Source organism: Streptomyces iconiensis (assembly GCF_028657195.3).
Taxonomy (GTDB): Bacteria; Actinomycetota; Actinomycetes; order Streptomycetales; family Streptomycetaceae; genus Streptomyces; species Streptomyces iconiensis.
In genome coordinates, this window is the sequence record NZ_JANCPR020000032.1 from 26741 (window position 1) to 48283 (window position 21543).

Consider the following 21543-nt stretch of genomic DNA (forward strand, 5'->3'; position numbering starts at 1 on the left):
CGGCGGTTCAACCGACCGCCGCGTGCATGGCATCCAGTACACCCCGGACCACAGCCGGGTCCTCCAGGGCCAGGTGAGCGCAGTCAGCGGTCCTCAGGATGGCGCCGGGGATGCCATCGGCGAGTTCACGAGCGTGCTCGACCGGTGTGGCCACGTCCCGTTCACCGCCGACGATCCAGGTGGGCGCCTGGACACGCCGCAATTCAGCACGCACGTCGAACGCCGCGAGGGCGTCGCAGCAGGCCGCGTAGCCGACCGGGTCCACCGTCGCGAGTCCACGCAGGAGCGCGCGCCCGGACTCGGACCCGGCCGTCCCGGCGTCCCCGAACCACCGGGCGGGGCTGCTCTGCACGAGGGGCCCCATCCCCTCGCGGCGCACCAGCTCGGCCCGGTCGAGCCATGGCTCCGGTCCACCGAAGTGGGCCGAGGTGCAGATCAGGGCCAGTGCGCTGATCCGGTCCTGATGCCTGGCAGCGAGCCAGGTGCCGATCGCTCCCCCCAGGGAGACGCCCGCGTAGCAGAAGGTCTCCCGGCCCTCCTCGTCCGCCAACGCGAGGACAAGGTCGGCGAGGGCCGCCACGGTCATGTGTCCGGGGCGCGGGTCCACCGTGTCCCGAGCCGGTGAACCGCCGTGCCCGGGCAGGTCGAAACGGAGTACGCGATACCGGCCGGCGAGGTCGCCGACGTACGGCTCCCACAGGGTTCGTGAGGTGCCCAGTGACGGGCCGAGCACCAGCAGGGGTGCGTCCTGCGGTCCGCAGACGTCGTGGTCGAGCCGGGGTCGGTCCATGGTCAAGCCAGCTCCTGATGTCGGGGGCGATCAGCGTTCGAGGACGAGGGCGAGGCCCTGGCCGACCCCGATGCAGAGGGTGGCGATTCCGGTGCCGCCGCCCTTGCGGGCGAGCTGGTGGGCGGCGGTCCCGGTGAGGCGGGCTCCGGAGGCGCCCAGGGGGTGGCCCAGGGCGATGGCCCCGCCCTGCGGGTTGAGGATCGTGAGGTCGAACTCGGGCCATTCGGCGACGCAGCCGAGGACCTGCGCGGCGAACGCCTCGTTCAGCTCCAGCACGTCCAGGTCGGCGAAGGTCCTACCGGCCTTGGCCAGCGCCCGGTTGGCCGCCTCGACGGGGGCCAGCCCGAAGTAGTGCGGGTCCAGGGCGTTGACGCCGGTGGCGGAGATCCGGGCCAGCGGCTCGCGGCCGGTGGCCTTCAACCCCTCCTCGTCGACGAGCAGCAGCGCGGCGGCGCCGTCGTTGAGCGGGGAGGCGTTCCCGGCGGTGACGGTGCCGTTCTCCTCGCGGAAGGACGGCTTGAGGCCGGCCATCGCCGCCAGGGAGGCGTCCGGGCGCACGCACTCGTCGGCGGTGTACTCGACGGGCTCGCCCTTGCGCCGCGGCACCGCGACGGCCGCGATCTCCGCGTCGAACAGGCCCTGTTCCTGGGCGCGGGCGGCCTTCTGGTGGGAGGCGAGGGCGAACTCGTCCTGCCGCTCCCGGCTGATCCCGTGCTTGTCGGCGACGAGTTCGGCGGACTCGCCCAGCGGGACGGTCCACCGCGGTTCCATCTTCGGGTTGACCATGCGCCAGCCCAGGGTGGTGGAGTACCACTCGACGTGTCCGGCGGGGAACGGCCTGTCGTTCTTGGGCAGCACATAGGGCGCGCGGGTCATCGACTCCACGCCGCCGGCCACGGCGATGGAGGCGTCCCCGGCGGCGATCGCGCGGGCCGCCTGGATGACGGCCTCCATGCCCGAGGCGCACAGCCGGTTCACGGTCACGCCGGGCACGGAGGTGGGCAGGCCCGCGAGGAGGGCGGCCATCCGCCCGACGTTGCGGTTCTCCTCGCCGGCGCCGTTGGCGTTGCCGAAGTAGACGTCCTCGATCCGGGCGGGGTCCAGGCCGGGGGTGCGGCCGAGGAGTTCCCTGATGGCGTGCGCGGCCAGGTCGTCGGGGCGGACGGAGGCCAGGGAGCCTTTGTAGCGGCCGATCGGGGTGCGGACGGCGTCGACGAGATAGACGGGCTTCACTTCAGGTCCTCCGCGAAGGTCAGTTCGGCGTCGGTCTTGGCGACGATCCCCTCGACGCCCACGCCCGGCGCGCACTCGACCAGGACGAGTCCGTCGTCGGTGACGTCCAGGACGGCGAGGTCGGTGATGATCCGGTCCACACTCGCCTTGCCGGTCAGCGGCAGCGCGCACTCCTCCAGGATCTTCGGCGAGCCGTCCTTGGCGGTGTGGGTCATGACGACGATGACGGTGCGGGCGCCGTGGATGAGGTCCATCGCCCCGCCGATCCCGGTGATCATCTTGCCCGGGACCGCCCAGTTCGCCAGATCCCCGCCGGCCGAGACCTGCATCGCGCCCAGAACGGCGACATCGATGTGCCCGCCGCGGATCATCCCGAAGGAGAGCGCCGAGTCGAAAAAGGAGGCACCGGGCAGGACCGTGACCGTCTCCTTGCCCGCGTTGATCAGGTCGGGGTCGACGGCGTCCTCGGTCGGGTAGGGGCCCGTCCCGAGGATGCCGTTCTCGGATTCGAGGGTGACCTCGACGCCGGGCGGGAGGTAGTTGGGGATCAGGGTCGGCAGGCCGATGCCCAGATTGACGTACTGCCCGTCCCGCAGCTCCCGTGCCGCGCGGGCGGCCATCTCCTCACGGGTCCAGGTCATCAGGAAGTCACCGTCCGCTTCTCGATCTTCTTGTCGGTGGCCTGCTCCGGGGTCAGGGCGAGGACCCGCCGTACGAAGATGCCGGGCAGGTGCACCGCGTCCGCCTCGATCTCGCCGGGTTCGACGAGTTCCTCGACCTCGGCGACGGTGACCTTGCCGGCCATCGCCGCGAGGGGGTTGAAGTTCCGCGAGGACTTGTTGAACACCAGATTCCCGTGCCGGTCGCCCTTCCAGGCCCGCACCAGCGCGAAGTCGGTACGGATGCCCCGCTCCAGCACGTACTCGGTGCCGTCGAACTCGCGGACCTCCTTGGGTGGCGAGGCCAGCGCGACGCCACCGGAGCCGTCGTAACGCCGGGGCAGACCGCCCTCGGCGACCTGCGTGCCCACACCCGCCGGGGTGTAGAACGCGGGGATGCCCGCCCCGCCGGCCCGCAGCCGTTCGGCGAGGGTGCCCTGCGGGGTCAGCTCGACCTCCAGCTCACCGCCCAGGTACTGCCGGGCGAACTCCTTGTTCGCCCCGATGTAGGAGCCCGTCACGCGGTCGATGCGGCCCGCGGCCAGCAGCACCGCGAGACCGGTGTCCATCGCCCCGCAGTTGTTGGAGACCACCGACAGCCCCGAAACCCCGCGCGCGTACAGCGCCTGGATCAGCACGTTCGGCACACCGCTCAGGCCGAAACCACCCACGGCCAACGACGCGCCCTCCGGCACATCAGCCACCGCCTCACCGGCCGTGGCCATCACCTTGTCCATCAGCCGGCCGCCAGATCCGAAGGGTGCTGCGCCAGCGGCGTCACCTCGACCGTCATGTACGGAAAGAGGGGCAGGCTCCAGAGGATGCGGTGCATCGCCTCGTTGCCGGCGACGTCGAAGACACTGATGTTGGCGTACTGGCCGACACAGCGCCAGATGTGCACCCACTCCCCGGACCTCTGGAGTTCCTGACAGTAAGCCTTCTCACGGGCCACCAGATCCGCGCGGACCTCCGGGTCGAAGTCACGCGGGATGTCAACGTTCATGCGTACGGCGAAGAGCATGGGCGATCACGCCCTGTCGAGAACGAAGTCGTAGGTGACCTCGTGGTGTTCGCCGTCGCCGGTCGGAGTCGGGTCCAGCATCAGCTCGGGCTTGACCGCGGAGGCGATGTCGTCGTCCACGTACGCGCCACCAGTGAAGTAGAGCTGTGTGGTGACCAGTTGGTACCCGGGCGCGGAAACCTTCAGGTGCAGGTGAGCGGGGCGCCACGGGTGCCAGCCCGCCGCCGAGACCAGACTGCCGCAGGCACCGTCGGTCGGGATCTGGTACGGCGCGGGCTGGATCGTGTATATCTTGAAGTGGCCCGTCCCGTCGGCGATCACGGTCCCCCGAAGGTTCCACTCGGGCAGATCCGGCGCGAACTGGGAGTAGAAACCGTCGTCGTCGGCCTGCCACATCTCCACCTTCGCGGCGGGCAGAGGGCCGTCGTCCACGCTCCTGACCTGGCCCTGGAAGAGCAGGGGTATGCCGGCCTCGTTCTCCCGCATGGGCAGCGTCGCCTCGGCGGGCAGGGCGGGCGCGTCCGGCACGTAATACGGGCCCTCGATGGTGCCCTTGCTGCCCTCGCGGCTCTCGCCGGCGACCTCCTCGACGACGTGCTCGACCCAGACGTCCAGGAAGAGCGGCCATTCGCCGTCTTCACCGACCTGGATCAGCCATGCCTTGAGGGCGTTGTACTCCTCGTAGGTCACCTTGTGGCGACGGATGATGTCGTGCGTCGCGGTGAGCAGTGCGGTGACGAGGGTGTCGACGCGCTCGGCGTCGGACCCGGCGGCTGCCGAAGCGATCCGGCTGCGGAACCGCTCGGTGGCGGCTGCTCCCGAAGCGGCGGCGCCGGCCTGCTCGGTGGTGGTATCGGTCATGGTGTCCGTCCCTCTTCTTCGTGGTGCGGCTCGTGCTTCTTCGTGGTGCGGCGCGTGCCGGGTCAGATGTCCTGGCGGTAGCGGGCCAGCTTGTCGGGGTCGATGTCGATGCCGAGTCCAGCGCCTTCGCGAACCCGCAGCGTGCCGTTCTCGATGGTCAGCGGCTCGGTGAGGAGGTCATCGGTCATGTCGAGGAAGTTCGACAGTTCCCCCGCGTAGCGGGCGCTGTGGCGGTGCGCTGATCCGAACGCGACCGAGCACAGGGTGCCCACCTGGCCGTCGATCTGGTTGCCCATGACCACCTCCACTCCGAGTCCCTCGCACTCGTGCAGCACCCGCTGGGAGGCGGTGAAGCCGGTGCGGGCCGTCTTGACGCTGATGGCGGTGGCGGAGCCGCCCAGCAGTTCCCGGGTCACCTCACCGGCGCGGGTCGCGCTCTCGTCGGCGATGAACGGCACCGGGCACCGCTCGACCAGCCACCGTCGGCCGAGCACGTCGTCGGCGGGGCACAGCTCCTCGGCGAACATCAGGTTGAGGTCGGCGAGTTCGCGCAGCACGCGCGCTGACTCCGGGGCGGTCCAGCCCCGGTTGCCGTCGATGTACAGCTCCACGTCGTCGCCCAGGGCCTCGCGCAGCGCACGGCAGGCGGCCACGTCCTCGGTGTACGGGCGGCGACCGACCTTCACCTTGAAGGTGGTGACGCCGTACGTGCCCCGAACACGCTCCGCCTCCGCGACCATCTTCTCCGCGGAGGCGAAACCGACCATGTGGCTCACCCGCATCCGGTCGGTGTATCCGCCGAGCAGCCCGGACACCGGCATACCAGCGGCCTGCCCGAGGGTGTCCCACAGCGCCATGTCGATCGCGGCCTTCGCGGTCGGATTGCCGACCGTGCGGTCCAGGCGCTCGTGGACCGACTCCCGTTCCAGGAGCGTCAGCCCCAGGATCTGCGGGGCGAAGATCTTGTCGACGACCGCGACGATCGACTCCTGTGTCTCGCCGTAGGTGTAGGGCCGGGGCGGGGCCTCGGCGGTGCCGACGAGGCCCTCGTCGGTGTGCACCCGGACCAGGACGTGGTCGGCGGTGTGCACCTCGCCGCTGGCGAACCGCAGCGGCTTGACGTACGGGATGGCGAACGGAATCGCCTCCACCTTGACGATCTTCATTCCACTCCTTCGACGAAGACGGCGTTTCGCTCCAGCACCTCAAGGAGGTTGCGCAGCACCGCTGAGTCGTCGTCCCTCCTCCAGGCCAGGTCCAGCCGCACGGAGTGGGCGTCCACCAGTTCCTTGCACACGACGCCTTCGCGAGGAGCGGAGCGGATGGAGTCCGGCAGGACGGCGATCCCCAGGCCGGCGCCGACCAGCGCCAGGGCCGCGGATGTCTCGGTGACCTCGTACGCGAGGTGCGGGTAGTAGCCCGCGCCCAGGCACGTACGGACAACGGCGTCGTTGAGAACCGACCCGAGCGAGGCGCCGTACATGATGAAGCTCTCGTGCTTGAGCTGATCCGCCCGTACTGATTCCACTTCTGCCAGCTCATGCTGCTCGGACATGGCAACGACCAACGGCTCGTCGGCGAGGGGACGGTGGAGGATTCCGTCCTGGCGTACCGGGGGACGCAGCATGCCTACATCGATACGACGCTCGATGAGCGCCTTCTCCTGGGCGGGAGTCAACATCTCGGTGTGCACCTCCAGCATCACGTGAGGCATCTCGCGCTTCAGCAGCCGTGCGAGTGCGGGTAGTTGTCGATACGAAGCGGAACCTGTCAAGCCGACCCTCAGTACCCCTTCCACGCCGGCCGCGAAGCGCGCCACCCGGGAGACCGCCTCGTCAACGGCCTTGAGAATGTGCTCCGCATCCGTGCGGAAGACGTCGCCCGCCCGGGTCAGTGCCACCTGCCGAGTCGTACGGCTGAACAGCTCCACACCCAGTTCGGCCTCCAGGCGCCGGATCGCCTGGGAAAGTGGCGGCTGGGCCATGTGCAGTTGCTCGGCGGCCCTGCCGAAGTGACGTGTCTCGGCGACGGTCACGAAGTATCGAAGGTTCCTCAGCTCCACCGAATGCCCTTTCGTCGATTGAGGCCCTCGATGTCGCCCCAGCGTAGAAAGCCCCGCCGATACAACACAAATACTTGATAACGACGGATTAAGACTTTTCAGATACTGATGCGGGCCCGACCTGTTCCGCATTACGCCAGTCCGCTGAGTGGACCGCGCTTGTGCGCGACAGGGACGCGATGCCGCATCCTGACAACAGCTTTCGAGGGCCCGCACCACGATGACGCCCGGCGGCAGAGCGGCCGGCCCGGGGTCGGTGACGTGCTTCTCCCGCCCAGGCGGTCGGGTCCACCGCGTAGGCGTAACGGAAGTGCTCCCACTCGCCGACGGCCCACATCACCATCTCGGGCCCCGTGACAGCTGAGGTCCTCCGGGCCGATGGACAGACAACTCTGCCGTACCGGCGATCCGCCACCGGCCGTTCACACTGGCCACCCCTGCACCTGGTGCCGGCCGACTTCGTGCACCCCGTTGTCCGCGAGGGCGCCCGTGGTGTCCGTCCAGCCCGGTGTCAGCGGCCAGGAAAGGCGCTTCGTCTTGCGGCCGGCGTCGGGCCTCCCCCGAAAGTCCCTGTTGTGGCGGATGGTTCCGTCCTCGGCCTGCGGCCCGGATACCGGAAGCTGCGCTCACGCTGCGGCAGCAACGGCTCAACACGAGCCCACAACTCATCCGACACAATCCACGGTGATCTCCCCACACCGAACCGAATGCCCAACTCCCGCCCTGGACACGGCACCACGGCCAGTGAAATCGGGCCGACGCATTACCGTTCATCAACCAGAAAAGGACAGTCATCATGACCAAAATGGTGACCGCCACGCTGCCACTCTCCCTGCCAGTGCCGACGGGTGAGTTCGGCGAGCCGTGGAACGGTGCGGTTGGGGTTGCGCGCCCCGATGTGGTTGAACACAGCAGCACGGGCGGGTGCGGCACGTCCCCGTACCGGCCCTCCGGGGCCGTCCAGCGGGTGCGCCACATCGGCCGCTCCATGCCGTCGGTGTCCTTCATCTTCCGCCGGAAGAACCGTGCGTACTTCTCCAGCTTGTCGGCGATCTCCTCTGCCGTCTCGTGGCAGTTGTCGATCTAGCTGTGACCGCATAGGTTCGCCGGGTTGGTGGTTGTGGCGGTTGGATGGGCGGTGACGTCCGTACCGATCGCTGGAGGCGCGGTGGCTGAGCCGGTCCGTGTGCGCAGACTGACCGACCAGGAGGGGCAGAAGCTGCAGCAGATCGTGCGCCGGGGCAGCACGAGTTCGGTGCGCTACCGGCGCGCGATGATGCTGCTGGCCTCGGCCGGCGGGAACCGGGTTCCGGTGATCGCCCAGCTGGTCCAGGCCGACGAGGACACCGTCCGGGACGTGATCCACCGGTTCAACGAGATCGGCCTGGCCTGCCTGGACCCTCGGTGGGCGGGAGGCCGTCCCCGCCGACTCAGCCCTGACGAGGAAGACTTCGTCATCCGGACGGCCACCACCCGCCCCACCAAGCTCGGCCAGCCCTTCACCCGCTGGTCTCTGCGTAAACTCGTCGCCTACCTGCGGAAAGTCCCCGGCCTCATGATCCTCATCGGCCGTGAGGCGTTACGCGGCCTGCTCGCCCGCCACGGCATCACCTTCCAGCGCACCAAGACCTGGAAGGAGTCCCCCGACCCCGAACGTGACGCGAAGCTGGACCGCATAGAGGAGGTCCTGGACCGCTTCCCCGACCGGGTCTTCGCCTTCGACGAGTTCGGACCGCTGGGGATCAGGCCCACCTCCGGCTCCGGCTGGGCCGCGCGCAGGCGCCCCGACCGACTGCCGACCACCTACCACCGCACCCATGGGGTGCGCTATTCCCACGGCTGCTACCCGGTCGGCGACGACCGCCTGTGGGGCGTCAACCGCCGCAGGAAAGGCGCCGTGAACAGCCTGGCCGCGCTCAAGTCGATCCGCGCCGCCCGGCCCGACGCCGCACCGGTCTACGTCATCCTGGACAACCTGTCCGCCCACAAGGGCACCGACATCCGCCGCTGGGCGAAGAAACACAAGGTCGAGCTGTGCTTCACCCCGACCTACGCCTCCTGGGCCAATCCGATCGAGGCGCACTTCGGACCGCTTCGGCAGTTCACCATCGCCAACTCCCACCACCCCAACCACACCGTCCAGACCCGGGCCCTGCACGCCTACCTGCGGTGGCGCAACGCCAACGCCCGCCACCGCGACGTCCTGACCGCAGAACGCAAAGAACGCGCCCGAATCCGGCACGAAAAGGGCATCCGCTGGGGCGGACGCCCCCTCCCCACCGCTGCCTGAACAACCCGGCAAACCTATGCGGTCAGAGCACTAGATGAACAGCAGCGGCACATCGTCCTGCGGCGCGGTCACCACGATGTCGGCCTGCGCGCCGCCCTTGCCGGGCGCCTTCCACGTGCCGGTGGCCGGCAGTGGCACCTCGGTCCAGTACGAGGCGATGGTGCCGATGCCCTCCGGTGCGTCGACGGCGGACCGGGCGGCGGACTGAGCTTCCGCCGGCTGCTCGGTGAGCTGGGCCAGGTCCGGCTTCGGCCGCAGCTTCGCGATGACGGTCTCGTTGACGGCCATGGGGTCGGAGGCGCCGCTGGAGCCCGCGCCGCGGGCGGTGGAGCCCAATTCCTTCACGTCCGGAGTGGTGTGCGCGGAGAGGTTGTCCAGAAGGACATGGATCGCCCCACACTTCACCGGTCGTGACGTTCAGCGCGGCGAACAGGTTCGTGGTGCCGTGCCGCACATGGCCGTGGGTGCGTTTCCCTGTGGCCGCGAAGGCCCACCGGCAGCACAGACTGGGTCCGGCCCAGGGCTTGCACCTGCGTCTTCTCGTCGACCGAAAGCACCACGGCGCCCCCGGGCGGGGCCAGGTACAACCCGACGATGTCGGCGACCATCTCCGCGAACGCCGGGTCTTTCGAGATGTTGAAGTGCCGCCGCGGTGCGGCTTCAAATTCTCCTCGCGCCAGATACGGGCAACATAGTGCCAGGACACCGAGATGCCCTCGCGCCGCTTCAAGTGGTCGGCCAGCGTCCGCGTCGACCAGTGCAAAAGGCCCGATTGCGCCGGCGGGGACATCCTCGTCAAAGCGATCACCCGAACCCGCACCCGCGGCGGCACCTGGGCCCGCGGCCGTCCGGTCACCTACCGCCCGCGACGTGAATCACCAGACAGGCCAGCGAAGCGACCAGGCACATATCACCCACAAATTCCCTGGAGAAGCGGACTGTTCCCGGTTCCGTGTCACTGGAGCCGCGTCGGCGTCGGACCTCATGTTCCGCGGTGTCGGTCGCCGTGTTCGTCGATCCGGCGAAGGCGTCAATGACGGAACCGCCGAAGCCGGTGGACGGAATCTCCATCCTTCCACTCGTCACGACGAGCAAGGTCCCTCCACTGGTAGCGGTCACCCGAACCACGTCCTGGTACGGAACCCGGTACACCCGCACCGGATTCACCACCATCAACGCCCCGGAGTCCAGAACGATCCTGGAGCACCATATGTGCCGGGCGAAAGGCACAAACGCCAGGCTGACCGCCATGACGAGAAAATTACCATGGTAAAAGTCGTTACCCAGCTCCAGTTGCGGCGATCACCGCGAATCCGAACCCAAGAATGGAGCCGAGCCAGGCGAGCACCACGAACGATTTCCGGCGCAGCATGATTTTCTGGGCCACCTCAACAACCTCCCCCATATGAGCCGAGGCTCGCATCACCGGCTGAACAGAAAGCCGCGTTGAACCCAGCGTTTCCCCATGTTGCCGTACGTGGTTCCCCAATCAATTGCCCCGTTGGGATTGCCTGTTACCGCCCAGGATCTTCTGCCGCCCCCGACCCCGCGTACGTCAGGAACCTTCATACGGTAGCTCCTGGGCACTCGCGAAATTGCATTCGTTCCATATGCGGCCCGCCAACTGGCAGCTCCTCCGAACCCCCTACTGAAGGCCCCACCAGCGCCGGTTGCCGTCCACGCCAGGTCTTTCGCGAACCCCGGCACGTCAGCGTGACCCGTCCTCTTCCAATCCACAAGGAATTTGGTCAGCGCGATACCAGCTCCTACACCAGCACAAGTACCCACGGACACTACAAGACAGGTTCCAAAAGCTACTCCCGGGAGGACTCGGTTCTTCCAGCCGTCCCAGGTGCCGAAGGTGGAGTGGAGGCCGCCGAGGATCTTGCTCTTGATGCTTTGCTGCTTCTGGCGTTGTTGGGCGGCTTTGCGTGCGGCGCGGCGTTTGGCGGCTGCCTTCGCGGCGTTGCGTTTGGCGGTTGCCGCGTAGCTGGCGCCGCGGGAGAGTTGGCGGGCGGTGGGGCGGGTGGTGCCGTGGCCGTAGCGGTAGACGTGGCGGTAGTTCTTGTTGGCGCGTTGGGCCCAGTACGGCCTCGGTACTGGTGAGCTCGCGTATTCAACTGTCGCCAATGCTCCCGCTGCACAAGGACGAATTTCACTCTCTGTGCCCCTCCCTGTAGCGGATCTCCCCACCCGAGCGTGCGAGGCCGCTGCGGCCAACAGTGAATCCGGGGAACCGGCTATGTCGGACGGTCACCTGCTCCAGTCACGGAGCGCAGCCCGATGGGCTTGGCTGGTCAACGTCAGCTCCGGTTCAAGGATGATTCGGAAGACTGCGGCTTTGTCGCGGCCACGACTTGTATGGTCCTGCTATGCAGGAAGCTCTGATCGGAGGACTGGGGACCATCGTTGGTGCGCTGATCGGCGCGTGGGCGGTAGCCAAGGCTCGAACGCCGACCAAGGCGCATGTCGCCCTCGTTGATGTCTCCTTGATCCTGCCGGAGATGCTTGAGCCGACCGAGCAAGCCAGCCTGAGCGGGCCGACCCCAGAAGTAGTCATTGATGTCAAGCTACTGAACAGTGGCGGACAGACCGCATATGTTCACGCACTTAGTCTGGAACTTTCAGAAATAGTCTACAATACAGGCACGGAGATGCCTCGAATCTGGGACCCAGAGGAGGACATCCTCAACCGGATGAACCTCCAAGTATGGTCAGCAAGATACGGGGTCTATACGCGTACTGAGCAAGTCCTGCAAGGGTTACCCAGAAAGGCTACGGTTGCGATTCCACTGTCCCAGGAGCTGAAATCTGGCAGTGTAGACAGGGTGTGTCTAGACTGGTCGCCACCTACAGTCAATGCTGAGAACTGGCCGCACGTCCAAGCATTCAAGGCGCGCGTGAGCGTCACCTATAACGCTACACAGGTGGCCAAGTTTGATGAGACGCTTCAATCTCCCGTATTGCATCACCCGCGTAGATCCACCCTTAGCCATGTACGATCTACACTTGAGGGCTTACTGGCTCAATGTCAGGAAGAGTGGACGCCGCGAGAGTTGCAGATTCTCAGCAGCAGGCAATTGCCCTCAGATACTCCGCGGCTCCTAAGGTGGCGCGGGTATGACATGGATCATCTTGAGGCGATTCGCAGGTGTCTCGATGCCCATGAGCAGCGCCTACGTGAGCTGATAGATGCCTATGCCGCTGCCGGCGGCAGTTATCCCGAGCAACTTGAACAGCTTCAGGAGGAAATCTCGGCACTTCCGAGCCTGCGTCGTGAACTTGGTGTGGCCGTTATCTGAGTCGACTCAAGCTTCAGGCCGGCTGTCGCAAACCTTCAGCGGGTAATCGGGAGTCGCGTGTTCCGGGCGTTACTGGTGGGCTCGCCTATTCAACTGTCGCCAGTTCCCCGCGGAACCCACCCCGCTGGTGACCGCGAGTGTAAGGGGTGTGACCAGGCTCTGTGCGTGCGCCGTCAGCGGGAGCGTACGGACAGCCAGACCGGCTCTTTGCTGCGGAAGGTGCTCTCCCCCACTGCCGGATGTGCGGGCAAAGACGCTCGCGAAGATGACCGTCACCTTCGCCCGCAAGCGGAACACCGGTGCCAACGCCAAGCGGCCGATGCACCTGTACCTGCATGACCACGCCTCGCTCTCGGGCGGGCAACTGAACCTCGCAGGCCCCCAAGAGCTGCTGTCGCTGTCGGCCGGCGCGACGGGCACGGCGACGCTCCCCCGCGTCGTGGCGCGACGCACTCGCATCCGGCGCGGCCCGGTCAGTCGGAACGCCCTGCCGAGGCTGATCGCTTCCTTCCGGATCCCGCTGCCACAGCACCCCGCGTGGTCGGCGTGGACGAGTACGCCCAGCGCAAGGGCCGTATCTACGGAACCGTGCTCGTCGACGTCGAAACACGTCGCCCGGTCGACCTCCTTCCCGACCGGGAGGCGGACACGCTCGCGGCCTGGCTCGCCGAGCAGCCCAGGCATCGAGATCATCTGCCGGACCGGGCCCGTTCTTCGCCGAGGGCGCCACTCGCAGCGCCCCGCAGGCTCTCCCGGTCGCCTACCGGTGGCACCCCTCTGGCACAACCTGGGCGAAGCCGCTGAGAGTGCGCCTACCGGCACCGCAGCTGCTTACGCTCCACGCCGGAACAGCCGGAGGAACCTCAGGAGGGCCGGAGCCGGCCGCGTCGTCGCCCTGGCCGACAGGGCACCGGTTCGCCGAACGCACCCGCGCCAAGCACGCCACCATCCACGCTCCCCTCGCCACCGGTCACAGCAAGCGGTCCGTCGCCCGGCAACTCGGGATGACCCTCAATCTGCAGCGGGACGATCCTGCGCTTCTCCCGCGCCACCACTGCGGAGGAGATGTTCACCGGTCAGTGACAAGGCCGTGCGACCAGGCTCGACGCCTATAGCCCTACCCCGATCAGCCTCGGCCGGAAGGCTGCACCAATGCCTGGAAACCATGGGAGGAGATCAAGGAACAGGGCGGTCCCCGCGGCTACGCCGGCGTCCGCGACTACATCAGCAGGAATCTTCGCGGCAAGCCCCAACCGGTCGGCCCCCGGCCGCCATCGGTCCGCGCCGTCACGCGCTGGCTCCTCACCCACCCCGACGCTCCACCCGAAGGCGATCGACTCCACCTCAAAGCCGCCCTGGCCAACTGCCCCGAACCGAGAGCACTCGCCGAGCACGTGCGCTCCTTCGCCCACATACTCACTCACCTGCAAGGCGACCGACTCCCCAAATGGACCGAAGCAGTCGGCGCCACCGCCGAACTGCCCAGCCCCCGCCACTTCGCTCAGCACCTCTGGCGCGACCTCGACGCCGTCACCGCCGGTCTCACCCGCCAGTGGAACTCCGACGTCGTGGAAGACCATGTCAACCGGATCAAGATGCTGGAGCGCCAGATGTTCGGCCGTGCGGGATTCGACCCCCTACGCAAACCAGCCCTATTGGCGTGACCGAGCGTGTGGCGCTTGAGAAACGGACGTTGGGCGCCTATACGAGGCCACCGTTGCTCATCAACAACTGACCGTTGATCCACTCGCCCTCCCTGGAGCACAGGAAGTCCACGAGGTGCGCGGTGTCCTGCGGAGTGCCCAGCCGGCCGAGCGGGGCACTGCGGATGCACCGCTCCCGGACTCCCTCCGGCATCCAACCGGTGTCGACCGGCCCGGGATTGATCGCGTTGGCGGTCACACCGAGGTGGGCGAGTTCGTGGGCGGCGGCCAAGGTGATGCGGTCCAGGGCTCCCTTGCTAGCCCCGTAGGGCAGGTTGCCGACGGTGTGATCACTGGTGAGGCTGACGATCCGTCCGGTTCCCCGTTCTGCTGCGAAGCGGCGTCCGAACTCGCGGATGAGCAGCCAGGTGGCGCGCGCATTGACAGCGAAGTGCCGGTCGAAACTCTCGACGGTGGTGTCAAGCAGCCCAGAGTCGACAGACTCGCAGTGACTCATCACCAGCGCGGTGACACTGCCCATCTGCTGTTCGACCATGTCGAAGACGCGTGCCGGGGTATCCGGGTCGGCGAGATCCGCCTCGATCGCGGTGGTGGACGCACCGTGTTCGGCCAGAGATTGGCTGATCACTTCGGTCGCGCCGGGCTCGCTGCCCCAGCTCATACGGTCGTCGTAGGGGGTCCAGCAGGTGAAGGCGATGTCCCAGCCCGATGCGGCTAGCCGACGGGCGATGCCCGCGCCGATACCGACGGTGCGGCCCACCCCGGTAATCAGGGCGAGCGGGCGGTCGGCCGAAGAGCCTTGCCCGTAGGCAGGCCGGTCATGATCGGTGTTCGTCGTCACGGGCCGGAATGGTTCACGAACGGCACCGCAGCGTCAATCGGTTTCCGCGAAACCGTGGCAAACAAGCAGGAGTTGGCGGCACACGTGCCTCGCCCTAAGGAACAGCGTCACGCTCCGTACGCAACCACGAGCAGTGGACCAGAGCCTCAGAATCGACAGCGTCAACGCACCCCGTCGCCACATAGCCGCCATTGGGGAAGTGGCGATGACATCCCAAGCAGCTGTGCGCGGGCTCTCCGTGGCATCCGGCCACGGAGACCCCGCAAAACCGTTTGGCGGACGAGGGCGATCACCACTACATTTCCGGAGGCCGTGCGAGAGATCGAGGAGGTGGTACCCGTGAACGCAGTATCGACATGGGTGCTCCCCTCCGGGGTCACGGTCGGGCGATAGGCAGGTCGTCCGGGAGCGCCGTTCCAGTGCACTCCCGAAAGGCATGACCATGCGTCTCACTTCCGAGCAGCGCCTCGACGAGGGCGTCCTCGAACGCGAATTCAGCCTCGGTGAGGTCCCCGGCATTCTGTGGACACCCGCATCCGCATCCGTACCGGCGCCGCTGATCCTGCTCGGCCATCCTCCCCTCGGGCTGCGCAAGATGTACCCCCGACTCGTGGACCGGGCCCGGCACTCCGCGGCAGCGGGCTTCGCCACGGCCACCATCGAGCTCCCCGGAAGCGGCGACCGGCCCCGTTGGCCCGCCGCCGAGCAGGCCCGCGCTGCCCTGCGCCGGGCGATGGAGGCCGGCGAGCCGGTCAGCGCCGAGATCATCGACGCCCTCATCCTTCCCCTGGTCGACAAGACGGTTCCGGAATGGCAGGCCGCTCTGGACACCCTCCTGTCGCTGCCGGAGATCGGCGGCCCGGTCGGGTACTCGGGTGGAGTGATCTCCATCGGAACCCGGCTGGCGGCGGTCGAGCCGCGCATCTCGGCCGCCGTTCTGTTCGCCGGGAGTTTCGTGCCTCGCGCCATGTTCGAGGAGGCCCGCCAGGTCACCATTCCGCTGCACGTCCTGCTGCAGTGGGACGACGAGGGGAACGACCGGCAGGCGGCCCTGGACCTGTTCGACGCCTTCGGCTCCAGGGAGAAGACTCTGCACGCCAATATGGGCGGTCACACCGGCGTCCCGCAGTTCGCGGGGGACGCTGCGGGCCAGTTCTTCACCCGACATCTGAAGTGAGCCGGTCCGTCAGACCGGCAGCAGACGGCAGCTGGTGCCGACCGGCCTGACACTCATCGCGGACGGGTCCCGGCCCGGCCCTCCACAGCCCTCTACACCCTGCGCCCCCGCTGAACTCTCGGCAGCGGCCCCGTGCTGCCCGAAGTCATGGGCTGTTCGATCTCTGCAGAGCTTCGAGTACTGGCCAACCTCGTGTACAGGTGGTGCTGTCGGCTCTCGTGAACCAAGCCAGACGGTGGACTGGCAGCGCCGCTACTCCGCGCTGCACGCCCTGGTCGAAGCCGGAGGGACGCTGGCCGAAGTGCTGCCCGGGGTCACGGTGCACGGCGAGGGCACCGGGCGCTGACTTCAGCAGCAGCGTGTCTGGGGCGAGCTGGCTGACGGGCAGCGAGAGCGTCCCGCCGCGCTCGGTGTGGGTCCGACCCGCCCGTCGAAGCGAACCAGGTGTATCCACGAAGCCGTCCGGGGGCCGCGCTGCGGGCTTCGAGCAGGGCCCGCAGGCTGCCGGCTCGCGGGCTGCCGAGCGATACGAGGCGCGCGAGGGGCATCTGACGGTGTCTCGTGGGCACATGGAGACCGTCGTGCACGAACGGCAGGAGTACGCGGTCAGGCTCGGGGGGGGGTGGCTGACCAACCAGCGCACCCGCCGTCCCAAACTCCGCGCCGACCGCGCCACCGCGCCCGAAGCACTCGACGCCTGGTGACTCCGTGCAGTTACAGACAGGTGCAGTCTCGCCCTCTACAGCGCCAACTTATGCAATGCGTACGGCAGTTGCTGCATTCTGGTGAAATGGTTGCTCTGCTGAACCACCCTCAGGACGACGTGTTCGAGGACGTGATTCCGCACGAACTGATACAGCGCCTCGAGGCCCTTCGGGACGAACCGGTCAGCTCCCAGGGCGTGGAGGCCGCGGTGGAGGCGCTGCGGGCCGCGCGGTCCGGCGCCCCCGTGAAGCCTGGCGCTCCGCGTGACGGCCCCGGCTGTCGCCCTCCTGCGGGCCGGGCCCCCTTCCGTACCGGGCTCGCGCTCGCGCTGACCGGTGCAGCCCTCGGCGGAGTCGCCGCCGCTGCGGGCACCGGAGTGCTCCCTGCCTACTCCCCGGCAGAAGGACCGGCGACGTGCCGTGTCCACGAGCAGAAGGAGGACTGCGCTCCGCCGCCGGCGCCGCCGGCCGATGACTCGTCGTTAGTGAAGGACAGTACCGATCTGATGCAGGGAGTGGGCGCCCTCTTCGCCGGGGTCGGCACGCTGCTGGGTGGAGCCGCGGCTGTGTACGTGGCCCGGAGGGAACGCCGCCCGGCTTCCGGTCCCCCGTCCAGCTCTCCTCCGCCCGCTCCCGGCCAGGAGTAGACCCACCATCTCCACGCCCGGCTCCCGACCTGCCGGCCGAGAGCAGCAGCGGCTGCCGGTGTACGGGCCGGACGTTGACGGCGCTGTCGGCGGGTATCCGTACGGCGTGCGGGCTACGGTGAGCGATCCCAGTCAGCCCCAGCTCAGCTGAGGGTCACGCGTGGTCGTGTCGGCACGGCGATGGCCCACCTTCCGGGATCCGGCGCAGAAGCCGGACCCGCGGCGGCAGGGCACGTGCCCCAAGTGCCGCGCCATACAGATTGACCACGAGCGTTGTTGACACGGGTGGGCGAGGTGTCGGAGTGAAGGCGGCCCCGTGCTCCGTGGTTCGTGCCGCTGGGCCTGTTCAGTGTGGACGGGTTTCGTCGGGGCGGTGGCTGGCTTTGATGTGGACGCGTTCACCTTGCGGGCCGAGGATGCTGAGGAACTCCACGGGATGTTCGTCTGTGTTGCCGAACCAGTGCGGGAGGTGGGTGTCGAATTCGGCAACCTCGCCCTCGGTGAGGACGAAGTCGTTGTCGCCGAGAACGACGCGTAGGCGGCCCCGCAGGACATAAAGCCAGTGGTAGCCCTCGTGGGAGCGGGGGTCGGGTTCGCGACCGTCGGTCAGGCCGGCGGGCAGGATGTGCTTGAACGCCTGCAGCCCGCCGGGGGTACGGGAGAGCGGGACGACGGTCATTCCGTTCCGTGTGAAGGGCTGCGGATACACCCGGGGATCCAGATCGGTGGGGGCTCCGATCAGCTCCTCGACCGGGATCTGGTAGGCCCGGGCCAGCGGCAGCAAGAGTTCCAGGCCCGGTTTGCGCTGCCCGGATTCGAGTCGGGACAGGATGCTGATCGGGATGCCGGTGGTCTCCGACAGGGCGGTCAGGGTGGCACCGCGGCGGCGGCGCATCTCGCGCAGCCGAGGGCCGACGGCAGCCAGCACCACCTCGAAGTCGTCGCTCATACGGTCCACCTTGCCCGCACTTTTCACTTTCCGCAAAGAGCTTTGCCCGATCGTCGAAGCGGGTGCACCGTGACGGTCGGAGGTGGTCACGATGACCGGAAACACCCAGGTCAGCAGCGCGAGCCAGTATGACGTCGTGGTGGTCGGCGCAGGCCCGGCAGGATTGAGCGCGGCGCTCATGCTCGGGCGTGCCCGAAGGTCGGTGCTGGTGATCGACGAAGGCCGGCCCCGCAATGCGCCCGCGGCGCACATGCACGGCTTTCTGTCCCGTGACGGAGTGACGCCCGGTGACCTGCTGCAGGCGGGGCGGCGCGAGGCGGAGGGCTACGGCGGCGCCGTGCAGGCGGGGCGGGCGGTGAGCGTAGTGCGTGACGGCGACGGGTTCGCGATCGAGCTCGACACCGGCCGCACGGTGCGGGCGCGGCGGCTGCTGGCCACCGCCGGCGTCGTCGACGAGCCGCCTGACGTGCCGGGGCTCGCCCCGCGGTGGGGGCGCGATGTGGTGCACTGCCCGTACTGCCACGGCTGGGAGTTCCGCGACCAGCCGATCGGGGTTTTGGCCACCGGCCCGCTCGGGGTGAAGCAGGCCCTGCAGTTCCGGCAGTGGACCGACCGGCTGACTCTGCTGCTGCACACCGCTCCCCGTCCTGCGGACGAGGAGGCGGAGCAGCTGGCTGCCCGCCGGATCACGGTGGTGGACGGCGAGGTCACCGGTGTGGAGGTCGCCGAGGACCGACTGACCGGGGTCCGCCTGGCGTCCGGCAAGCAGATCCCTCTCCGGGCCCTGGCCGTCGCACCGCAGCCATACCCGCGCGCGTACTTCCTGACCGGGCTCGGGCTCGTCCCGACGGCGCACCCGAGCGGGCTCGGCGCCTACATCGCTGCTGACGCGACCGGCCTCACCGCGGTTCCCGGTGTGTGGGTCGCGGGCAACCTCGCCGACCCGAACGCCAACGTTCTCGCCTCGGCCGCATCCGGCTCCACGGCCGCCGGAGCGATCAACGGAGACCTCGTCGCCGAGGACACCCGCTACGCGGTCCGGGCTCACCGCGATCCCTTCTCGCCCGCCATGGAGGCCCGCGTCTGCGAACAGGTCCTGGGTGACCGGCGCCACGGCCTGTGACCCGCGGCCCATTCCGGCATCGATGACCATTTTTCAGGCAGGACTGTCATGAGCGAACCAACCGCCACCGGCCCTCTCGTGAGTGCCGAAAGCGCACTTCCCTCCGGATCCCGTCACTGGTGGATCCTCGCCGTACTGAGCCTGGCCCAGCTGCTGCTGGTGCTCGACTCCACCGTCATGAACGTCGCCCTCCCGTCCGTACAGGCGGACCTGGGCTTCAGCAGCGCGGACCGGCAGTGGATCGTCACCGCCTACGCCCTCGTCTTCGGCGGCACGCTGCTGGCCGGAGGCCGGCTGAGCGACATGCTCGGCCGCAAGCGCATGCTGCTGACGGCCACGTCCGGGTTCATCCTCGCCTCCGTACTGGGCGGCCTCGCGAACGGCTTTGGCATGCTGGTCACCGCGCGCGGCCTGCAGGGCTTCTTCGGGGCCCTGCTGGCACCGGCGACCCTGTCGCTCATGGCCACCACCTTCACCGACCGGTCCCGCCGCGGAAAGGCATTCGGCGTCTTCGGTGCGGTTTCCAGCAGCGGCGCCGCGATCGGCCTGCTCCTGGGCGGGGCACTGACCCAGTACCTGGACTGGCGCTGGTGCCTGCTGGTCAACGTCGTGGCCGGCGCGGTGATCCTCGCGGCGGCAGCGGCCCTGATTCCCGCGCAGGCCCCGGTCTCGTCGCGCCCGCGCCTGGACCTGCCCGGCGTGATCACATCCGTGCTCGGTGTCCTCGCCCTGGTCTACGGCTGCTCGACGGCGGAGCGCGAGGGGTGGACCAGCCCGGTGACGCTGAGCTCCCTCGCCGCGGGCGTACTGCTCCTGGGACTGTTCGTCCTCATCCAGACCCGGGTCTCCCAGCCCTTGCTGCCGATGCGGGTCGTACGTGACCGCAACCGCGGGGCCGCCTACCTCATGGTCGCGATCGCGGGAATCGGCATGTTCGGCGTCTTCCTCTTCCTCGCCTACCACCTGCAGGAGGTGCTCGGCTTCTCCGCGCTGATGACTGGTATCGCGTTCCTGCCCATGGTCATCTCCATGGTGGTGATGGCCATCGTGACCGGAGGCGTCCTGCTGCCCCGTACCGGCCCGCGTCCCGTCGTCATCGGCGGCTTTGTGCTCACCGGGGTGGGCACCGCCCTGTTCACCGGGCTGAGCGTGCACAGCGGCTACGCCGCGGGCATCCTGCCGGGCCTGCTGATCACCGGCTCCGGCTTCGGCCTGATCTTCGGGCCGGCGATGAACCTCGCCACCGACCGGGTCGATGCCGCCGACGCAGGGGCCGCCTCCGCCCTGGTCAACGCCGGACAGCAGATCGGAGCGGCCATCGGCACCGCCCTGCTCAACACCATCGCGGTCAGCGCCACCACCAGCTACCTCACCACCCACCCCAAGGCCCCCGACGCTGCCGCGCAAGCATCCGTGCACGGCAACACCGTCGCCTTCTGGGTGACCGTGGCGGTGTTCGTCCTCGGCGCTCTCGCATGCGGCCTCCTTGTCCGCCCCGGACGACAGACCGGGGCAAAGGACGGGAACGCCACGGTGACGGCAGCGATCTGAAGCACCCCCAACAGCCGACCACCAACGAGAAACCAAGGAGAGGACGTAAGCGCCATGGACGCCCAGCACTGGGACGAGATGTACCGCAGTCGCGACCAGATATTCAGCGGCAACCCGAACCCCGTACTCGTCACCGAGATCACCGACCTGCCACCGGGCCAGGCGCTCGACGTCGGATGCGGCGAAGGAGCCGACGCACTCTGGCTGGCCCGGCGCGGCTGGCAGGTCACGGCGGTCGACATCTCCGAAATCGCCCTGCACCGTGCCGCCACCGCAACCACCAGCATCAACGGCCGCGTGGCGTGGGCACGGGCCGACCTCACCACCACGCCGCCCCCAGCAGACGCCTTCGACCTGGTGTCCATCCACTACTTCCCACTCCACCGCCAGCCCGGCCACACGGCGCTGAACGGCCTTCTCAACGCTGTCGGCCCCGGCGGCACGCTGCTCTTCGCCACCCACGCCCGCGCAGACCTCACATCGCGCAAGGACATCGACGCCGCCGACTACTACCAGCCCGACGACATCGCCCAACTCCTCGACCCCACCGCCTGGAACGTACTGACCAACGAGACCCGTCCCCGTGCCACCCCGACCCCCGCCGACACGCGCCACACCCAAGACGCCATCCTGCGAGCAGTACGCCTGTCCTAGGCCCGCCGGGCTCCG

23 protein-coding genes and 2 pseudogenes are annotated in these 21543 nt (G+C 68.4%); 11 read left to right on the plus strand and 14 right to left on the minus strand.

The window, feature by feature from the left end:
* Positions 1-7: 7 nt before the first annotated feature.
* The 9 genes and pseudogenes from NMN56_RS28060 to NMN56_RS28100 all read right to left on the minus strand — a co-directional run.
* The gene (locus NMN56_RS28060) at positions 8-790 is read right to left on the minus strand and encodes an alpha/beta fold hydrolase (protein ID WP_274046511.1); all 783 of its coding nucleotides are present in this window, start codon (positions 788-790) and stop codon (positions 8-10) included.
* 30 nt (positions 791-820) lie between these two features.
* Complete coding sequence (locus NMN56_RS28065; RefSeq protein ID WP_274046432.1) at positions 821-2023, minus strand: thiolase family protein; 1203 nt, start codon at positions 2021-2023, stop codon at positions 821-823.
* Entirely contained in the window at positions 2020-2664 is a 645-nt protein-coding gene (locus tag NMN56_RS28070; RefSeq protein WP_274046433.1) for a CoA transferase subunit B, read from the minus strand. The genes NMN56_RS28065 and NMN56_RS28070 overlap by 4 nt, the downstream gene beginning before the upstream one ends.
* On the minus strand, positions 2664-3419 hold the full coding sequence (locus tag NMN56_RS28075; protein ID WP_274046434.1) for a CoA transferase subunit A: 756 nt from the start codon (positions 3417-3419) through the stop codon (positions 2664-2666). Before NMN56_RS28075 ends, NMN56_RS28070 begins: the two co-directional genes overlap by 1 nt.
* Positions 3419-3703 carry a muconolactone Delta-isomerase gene (gene catC / locus NMN56_RS28080; RefSeq protein WP_274046435.1) on the minus strand — a complete coding sequence of 95 codons (285 nt, stop codon included), beginning with the start codon at positions 3701-3703 and terminating at the stop codon, positions 3419-3421. Before catC ends, NMN56_RS28075 begins: the two co-directional genes overlap by 1 nt.
* Positions 3704-3709: 6 nt before the next feature.
* The gene (gene catA, locus NMN56_RS28085) at positions 3710-4564 is read right to left on the minus strand and encodes a catechol 1,2-dioxygenase (protein WP_274046436.1); all 855 of its coding nucleotides are present in this window, start codon (positions 4562-4564) and stop codon (positions 3710-3712) included.
* Positions 4565-4626: 62 nt separating this feature from the next.
* Entirely contained in the window at positions 4627-5730 is a 1104-nt protein-coding gene (locus NMN56_RS28090) for a mandelate racemase/muconate lactonizing enzyme family protein (RefSeq protein WP_274046437.1), read from the minus strand.
* Positions 5727-6626, minus strand: a complete 900-nt coding sequence (locus NMN56_RS28095) for a LysR substrate-binding domain-containing protein (protein WP_274046438.1) — start codon at positions 6624-6626, stop codon at positions 5727-5729. Before NMN56_RS28095 ends, NMN56_RS28090 begins: the two co-directional genes overlap by 4 nt.
* A gap of 598 nt (positions 6627-7224) precedes the next feature.
* Positions 7225-7362, minus strand: a pseudogene (locus NMN56_RS28100) (IS5/IS1182 family transposase); the annotation flags it as partial.
* Between the two features lie 60 nt (positions 7363-7422).
* On the opposite strand from NMN56_RS28100, the gene NMN56_RS28105 reads away from it, so the two are divergent.
* Both NMN56_RS28105 and NMN56_RS28110 read left to right on the plus strand, forming a co-directional pair.
* The gene (locus NMN56_RS28105; RefSeq protein WP_274046439.1) at positions 7423-7713 is read left to right on the plus strand and encodes a hypothetical protein; all 291 of its coding nucleotides are present in this window, start codon (positions 7423-7425) and stop codon (positions 7711-7713) included.
* A gap of 81 nt (positions 7714-7794) precedes the next feature.
* A complete protein-coding gene (locus NMN56_RS28110; protein WP_274046440.1) occupies positions 7795-8916 on the plus strand; it encodes an IS630 family transposase in 1122 nt (373 codons plus the stop codon).
* A 30-nt stretch (positions 8917-8946) separates the two neighbouring features.
* Here the strand turns inward: NMN56_RS28110 and NMN56_RS28115 are convergent, their stop codons facing one another.
* The 3 genes and pseudogenes from NMN56_RS28115 to NMN56_RS28125 form a co-directional block, all read right to left on the minus strand.
* Positions 8947-9321: a hypothetical protein gene (locus NMN56_RS28115; protein WP_274046513.1), complete on the minus strand. Its 375-nt coding sequence runs from the start codon at positions 9319-9321 to the stop codon at positions 8947-8949.
* Positions 9322-9604: 283 nt separating this feature from the next.
* Positions 9605-9772 (minus strand): annotated as a pseudogene (locus NMN56_RS43385) (helix-turn-helix domain-containing protein); the annotation flags it as partial.
* The gene (locus NMN56_RS28125; RefSeq protein WP_274046441.1) at positions 9769-10167 is read right to left on the minus strand and encodes a hypothetical protein; all 399 of its coding nucleotides are present in this window, start codon (positions 10165-10167) and stop codon (positions 9769-9771) included. The pseudogene NMN56_RS43385 and the gene NMN56_RS28125, both read right to left, overlap by 4 nt.
* A 1121-nt stretch (positions 10168-11288) precedes the next feature.
* Here NMN56_RS28125 and NMN56_RS28130 point away from each other — a divergent pair.
* The 3 genes from NMN56_RS28130 (at position 11289) to NMN56_RS28140 (ending at position 13882) form a co-directional block, all read left to right on the plus strand.
* A complete protein-coding gene (locus tag NMN56_RS28130) occupies positions 11289-12218 on the plus strand; it encodes a hypothetical protein (RefSeq protein ID WP_274046444.1) in 930 nt (309 codons plus the stop codon).
* A gap of 546 nt (positions 12219-12764) precedes the next feature.
* Positions 12765-13022 carry a transposase gene (locus NMN56_RS28135; protein ID WP_430542729.1) on the plus strand — a complete coding sequence of 86 codons (258 nt, stop codon included), beginning with the start codon at positions 12765-12767 and terminating at the stop codon, positions 13020-13022.
* Positions 13023-13612: 590 nt separating this feature from the next.
* Complete coding sequence (locus NMN56_RS28140) at positions 13613-13882, plus strand: hypothetical protein (protein WP_274046445.1); 270 nt, start codon at positions 13613-13615, stop codon at positions 13880-13882.
* Between the two features lie 37 nt (positions 13883-13919).
* On the opposite strand, the gene NMN56_RS28145 is transcribed toward NMN56_RS28140, so the two are convergent.
* On the minus strand, positions 13920-14723 hold the full coding sequence (locus tag NMN56_RS28145; RefSeq protein ID WP_274046446.1) for an SDR family oxidoreductase: 804 nt from the start codon (positions 14721-14723) through the stop codon (positions 13920-13922).
* A gap of 442 nt (positions 14724-15165) precedes the next feature.
* Between NMN56_RS28145 and NMN56_RS28150 the strand changes: the two genes are divergently transcribed.
* From NMN56_RS28150 to NMN56_RS28160, 3 genes are all read left to right on the plus strand, one after another.
* Positions 15166-15900, plus strand: a complete 735-nt coding sequence (locus NMN56_RS28150; RefSeq protein ID WP_274046447.1) for a dienelactone hydrolase family protein — start codon at positions 15166-15168, stop codon at positions 15898-15900.
* 569 nt (positions 15901-16469) lie between these two features.
* The gene (locus NMN56_RS28155; RefSeq protein WP_280842904.1) at positions 16470-16604 is read left to right on the plus strand and encodes a hypothetical protein; all 135 of its coding nucleotides are present in this window, start codon (positions 16470-16472) and stop codon (positions 16602-16604) included.
* Between the two features lie 86 nt (positions 16605-16690).
* On the plus strand, positions 16691-17251 hold the full coding sequence (locus NMN56_RS28160) for a hypothetical protein (RefSeq protein WP_274046449.1): 561 nt from the start codon (positions 16691-16693) through the stop codon (positions 17249-17251).
* Between the two features lie 346 nt (positions 17252-17597).
* Here the strand turns inward: NMN56_RS28160 and NMN56_RS28165 are convergent, their stop codons facing one another.
* Positions 17598-18200 (minus strand): helix-turn-helix domain-containing protein, encoded by a 603-nt coding sequence (locus NMN56_RS28165; RefSeq protein WP_274046450.1) that lies wholly within the window; start codon positions 18198-18200, stop codon positions 17598-17600.
* Positions 18201-18291: 91 nt separating this feature from the next.
* On the opposite strand from NMN56_RS28165, the gene NMN56_RS28170 reads away from it, so the two are divergent.
* The 3 genes from NMN56_RS28170 to NMN56_RS28180 are packed head-to-tail and all read left to right on the plus strand — an operon-like array spanning position 18292 to position 21528.
* Positions 18292-19323: an NAD(P)/FAD-dependent oxidoreductase gene (locus NMN56_RS28170; RefSeq protein ID WP_274046451.1), complete on the plus strand. Its 1032-nt coding sequence runs from the start codon at positions 18292-18294 to the stop codon at positions 19321-19323.
* Between the two features lie 48 nt (positions 19324-19371).
* On the plus strand, positions 19372-20874 hold the full coding sequence (locus NMN56_RS28175; protein WP_274046452.1) for an MFS transporter: 1503 nt from the start codon (positions 19372-19374) through the stop codon (positions 20872-20874).
* A 54-nt stretch (positions 20875-20928) separates the two neighbouring features.
* Entirely contained in the window at positions 20929-21528 is a 600-nt protein-coding gene (locus tag NMN56_RS28180) for a class I SAM-dependent methyltransferase (protein WP_274046453.1), read from the plus strand.
* Positions 21529-21543: the final 15 nt, after the last annotated feature.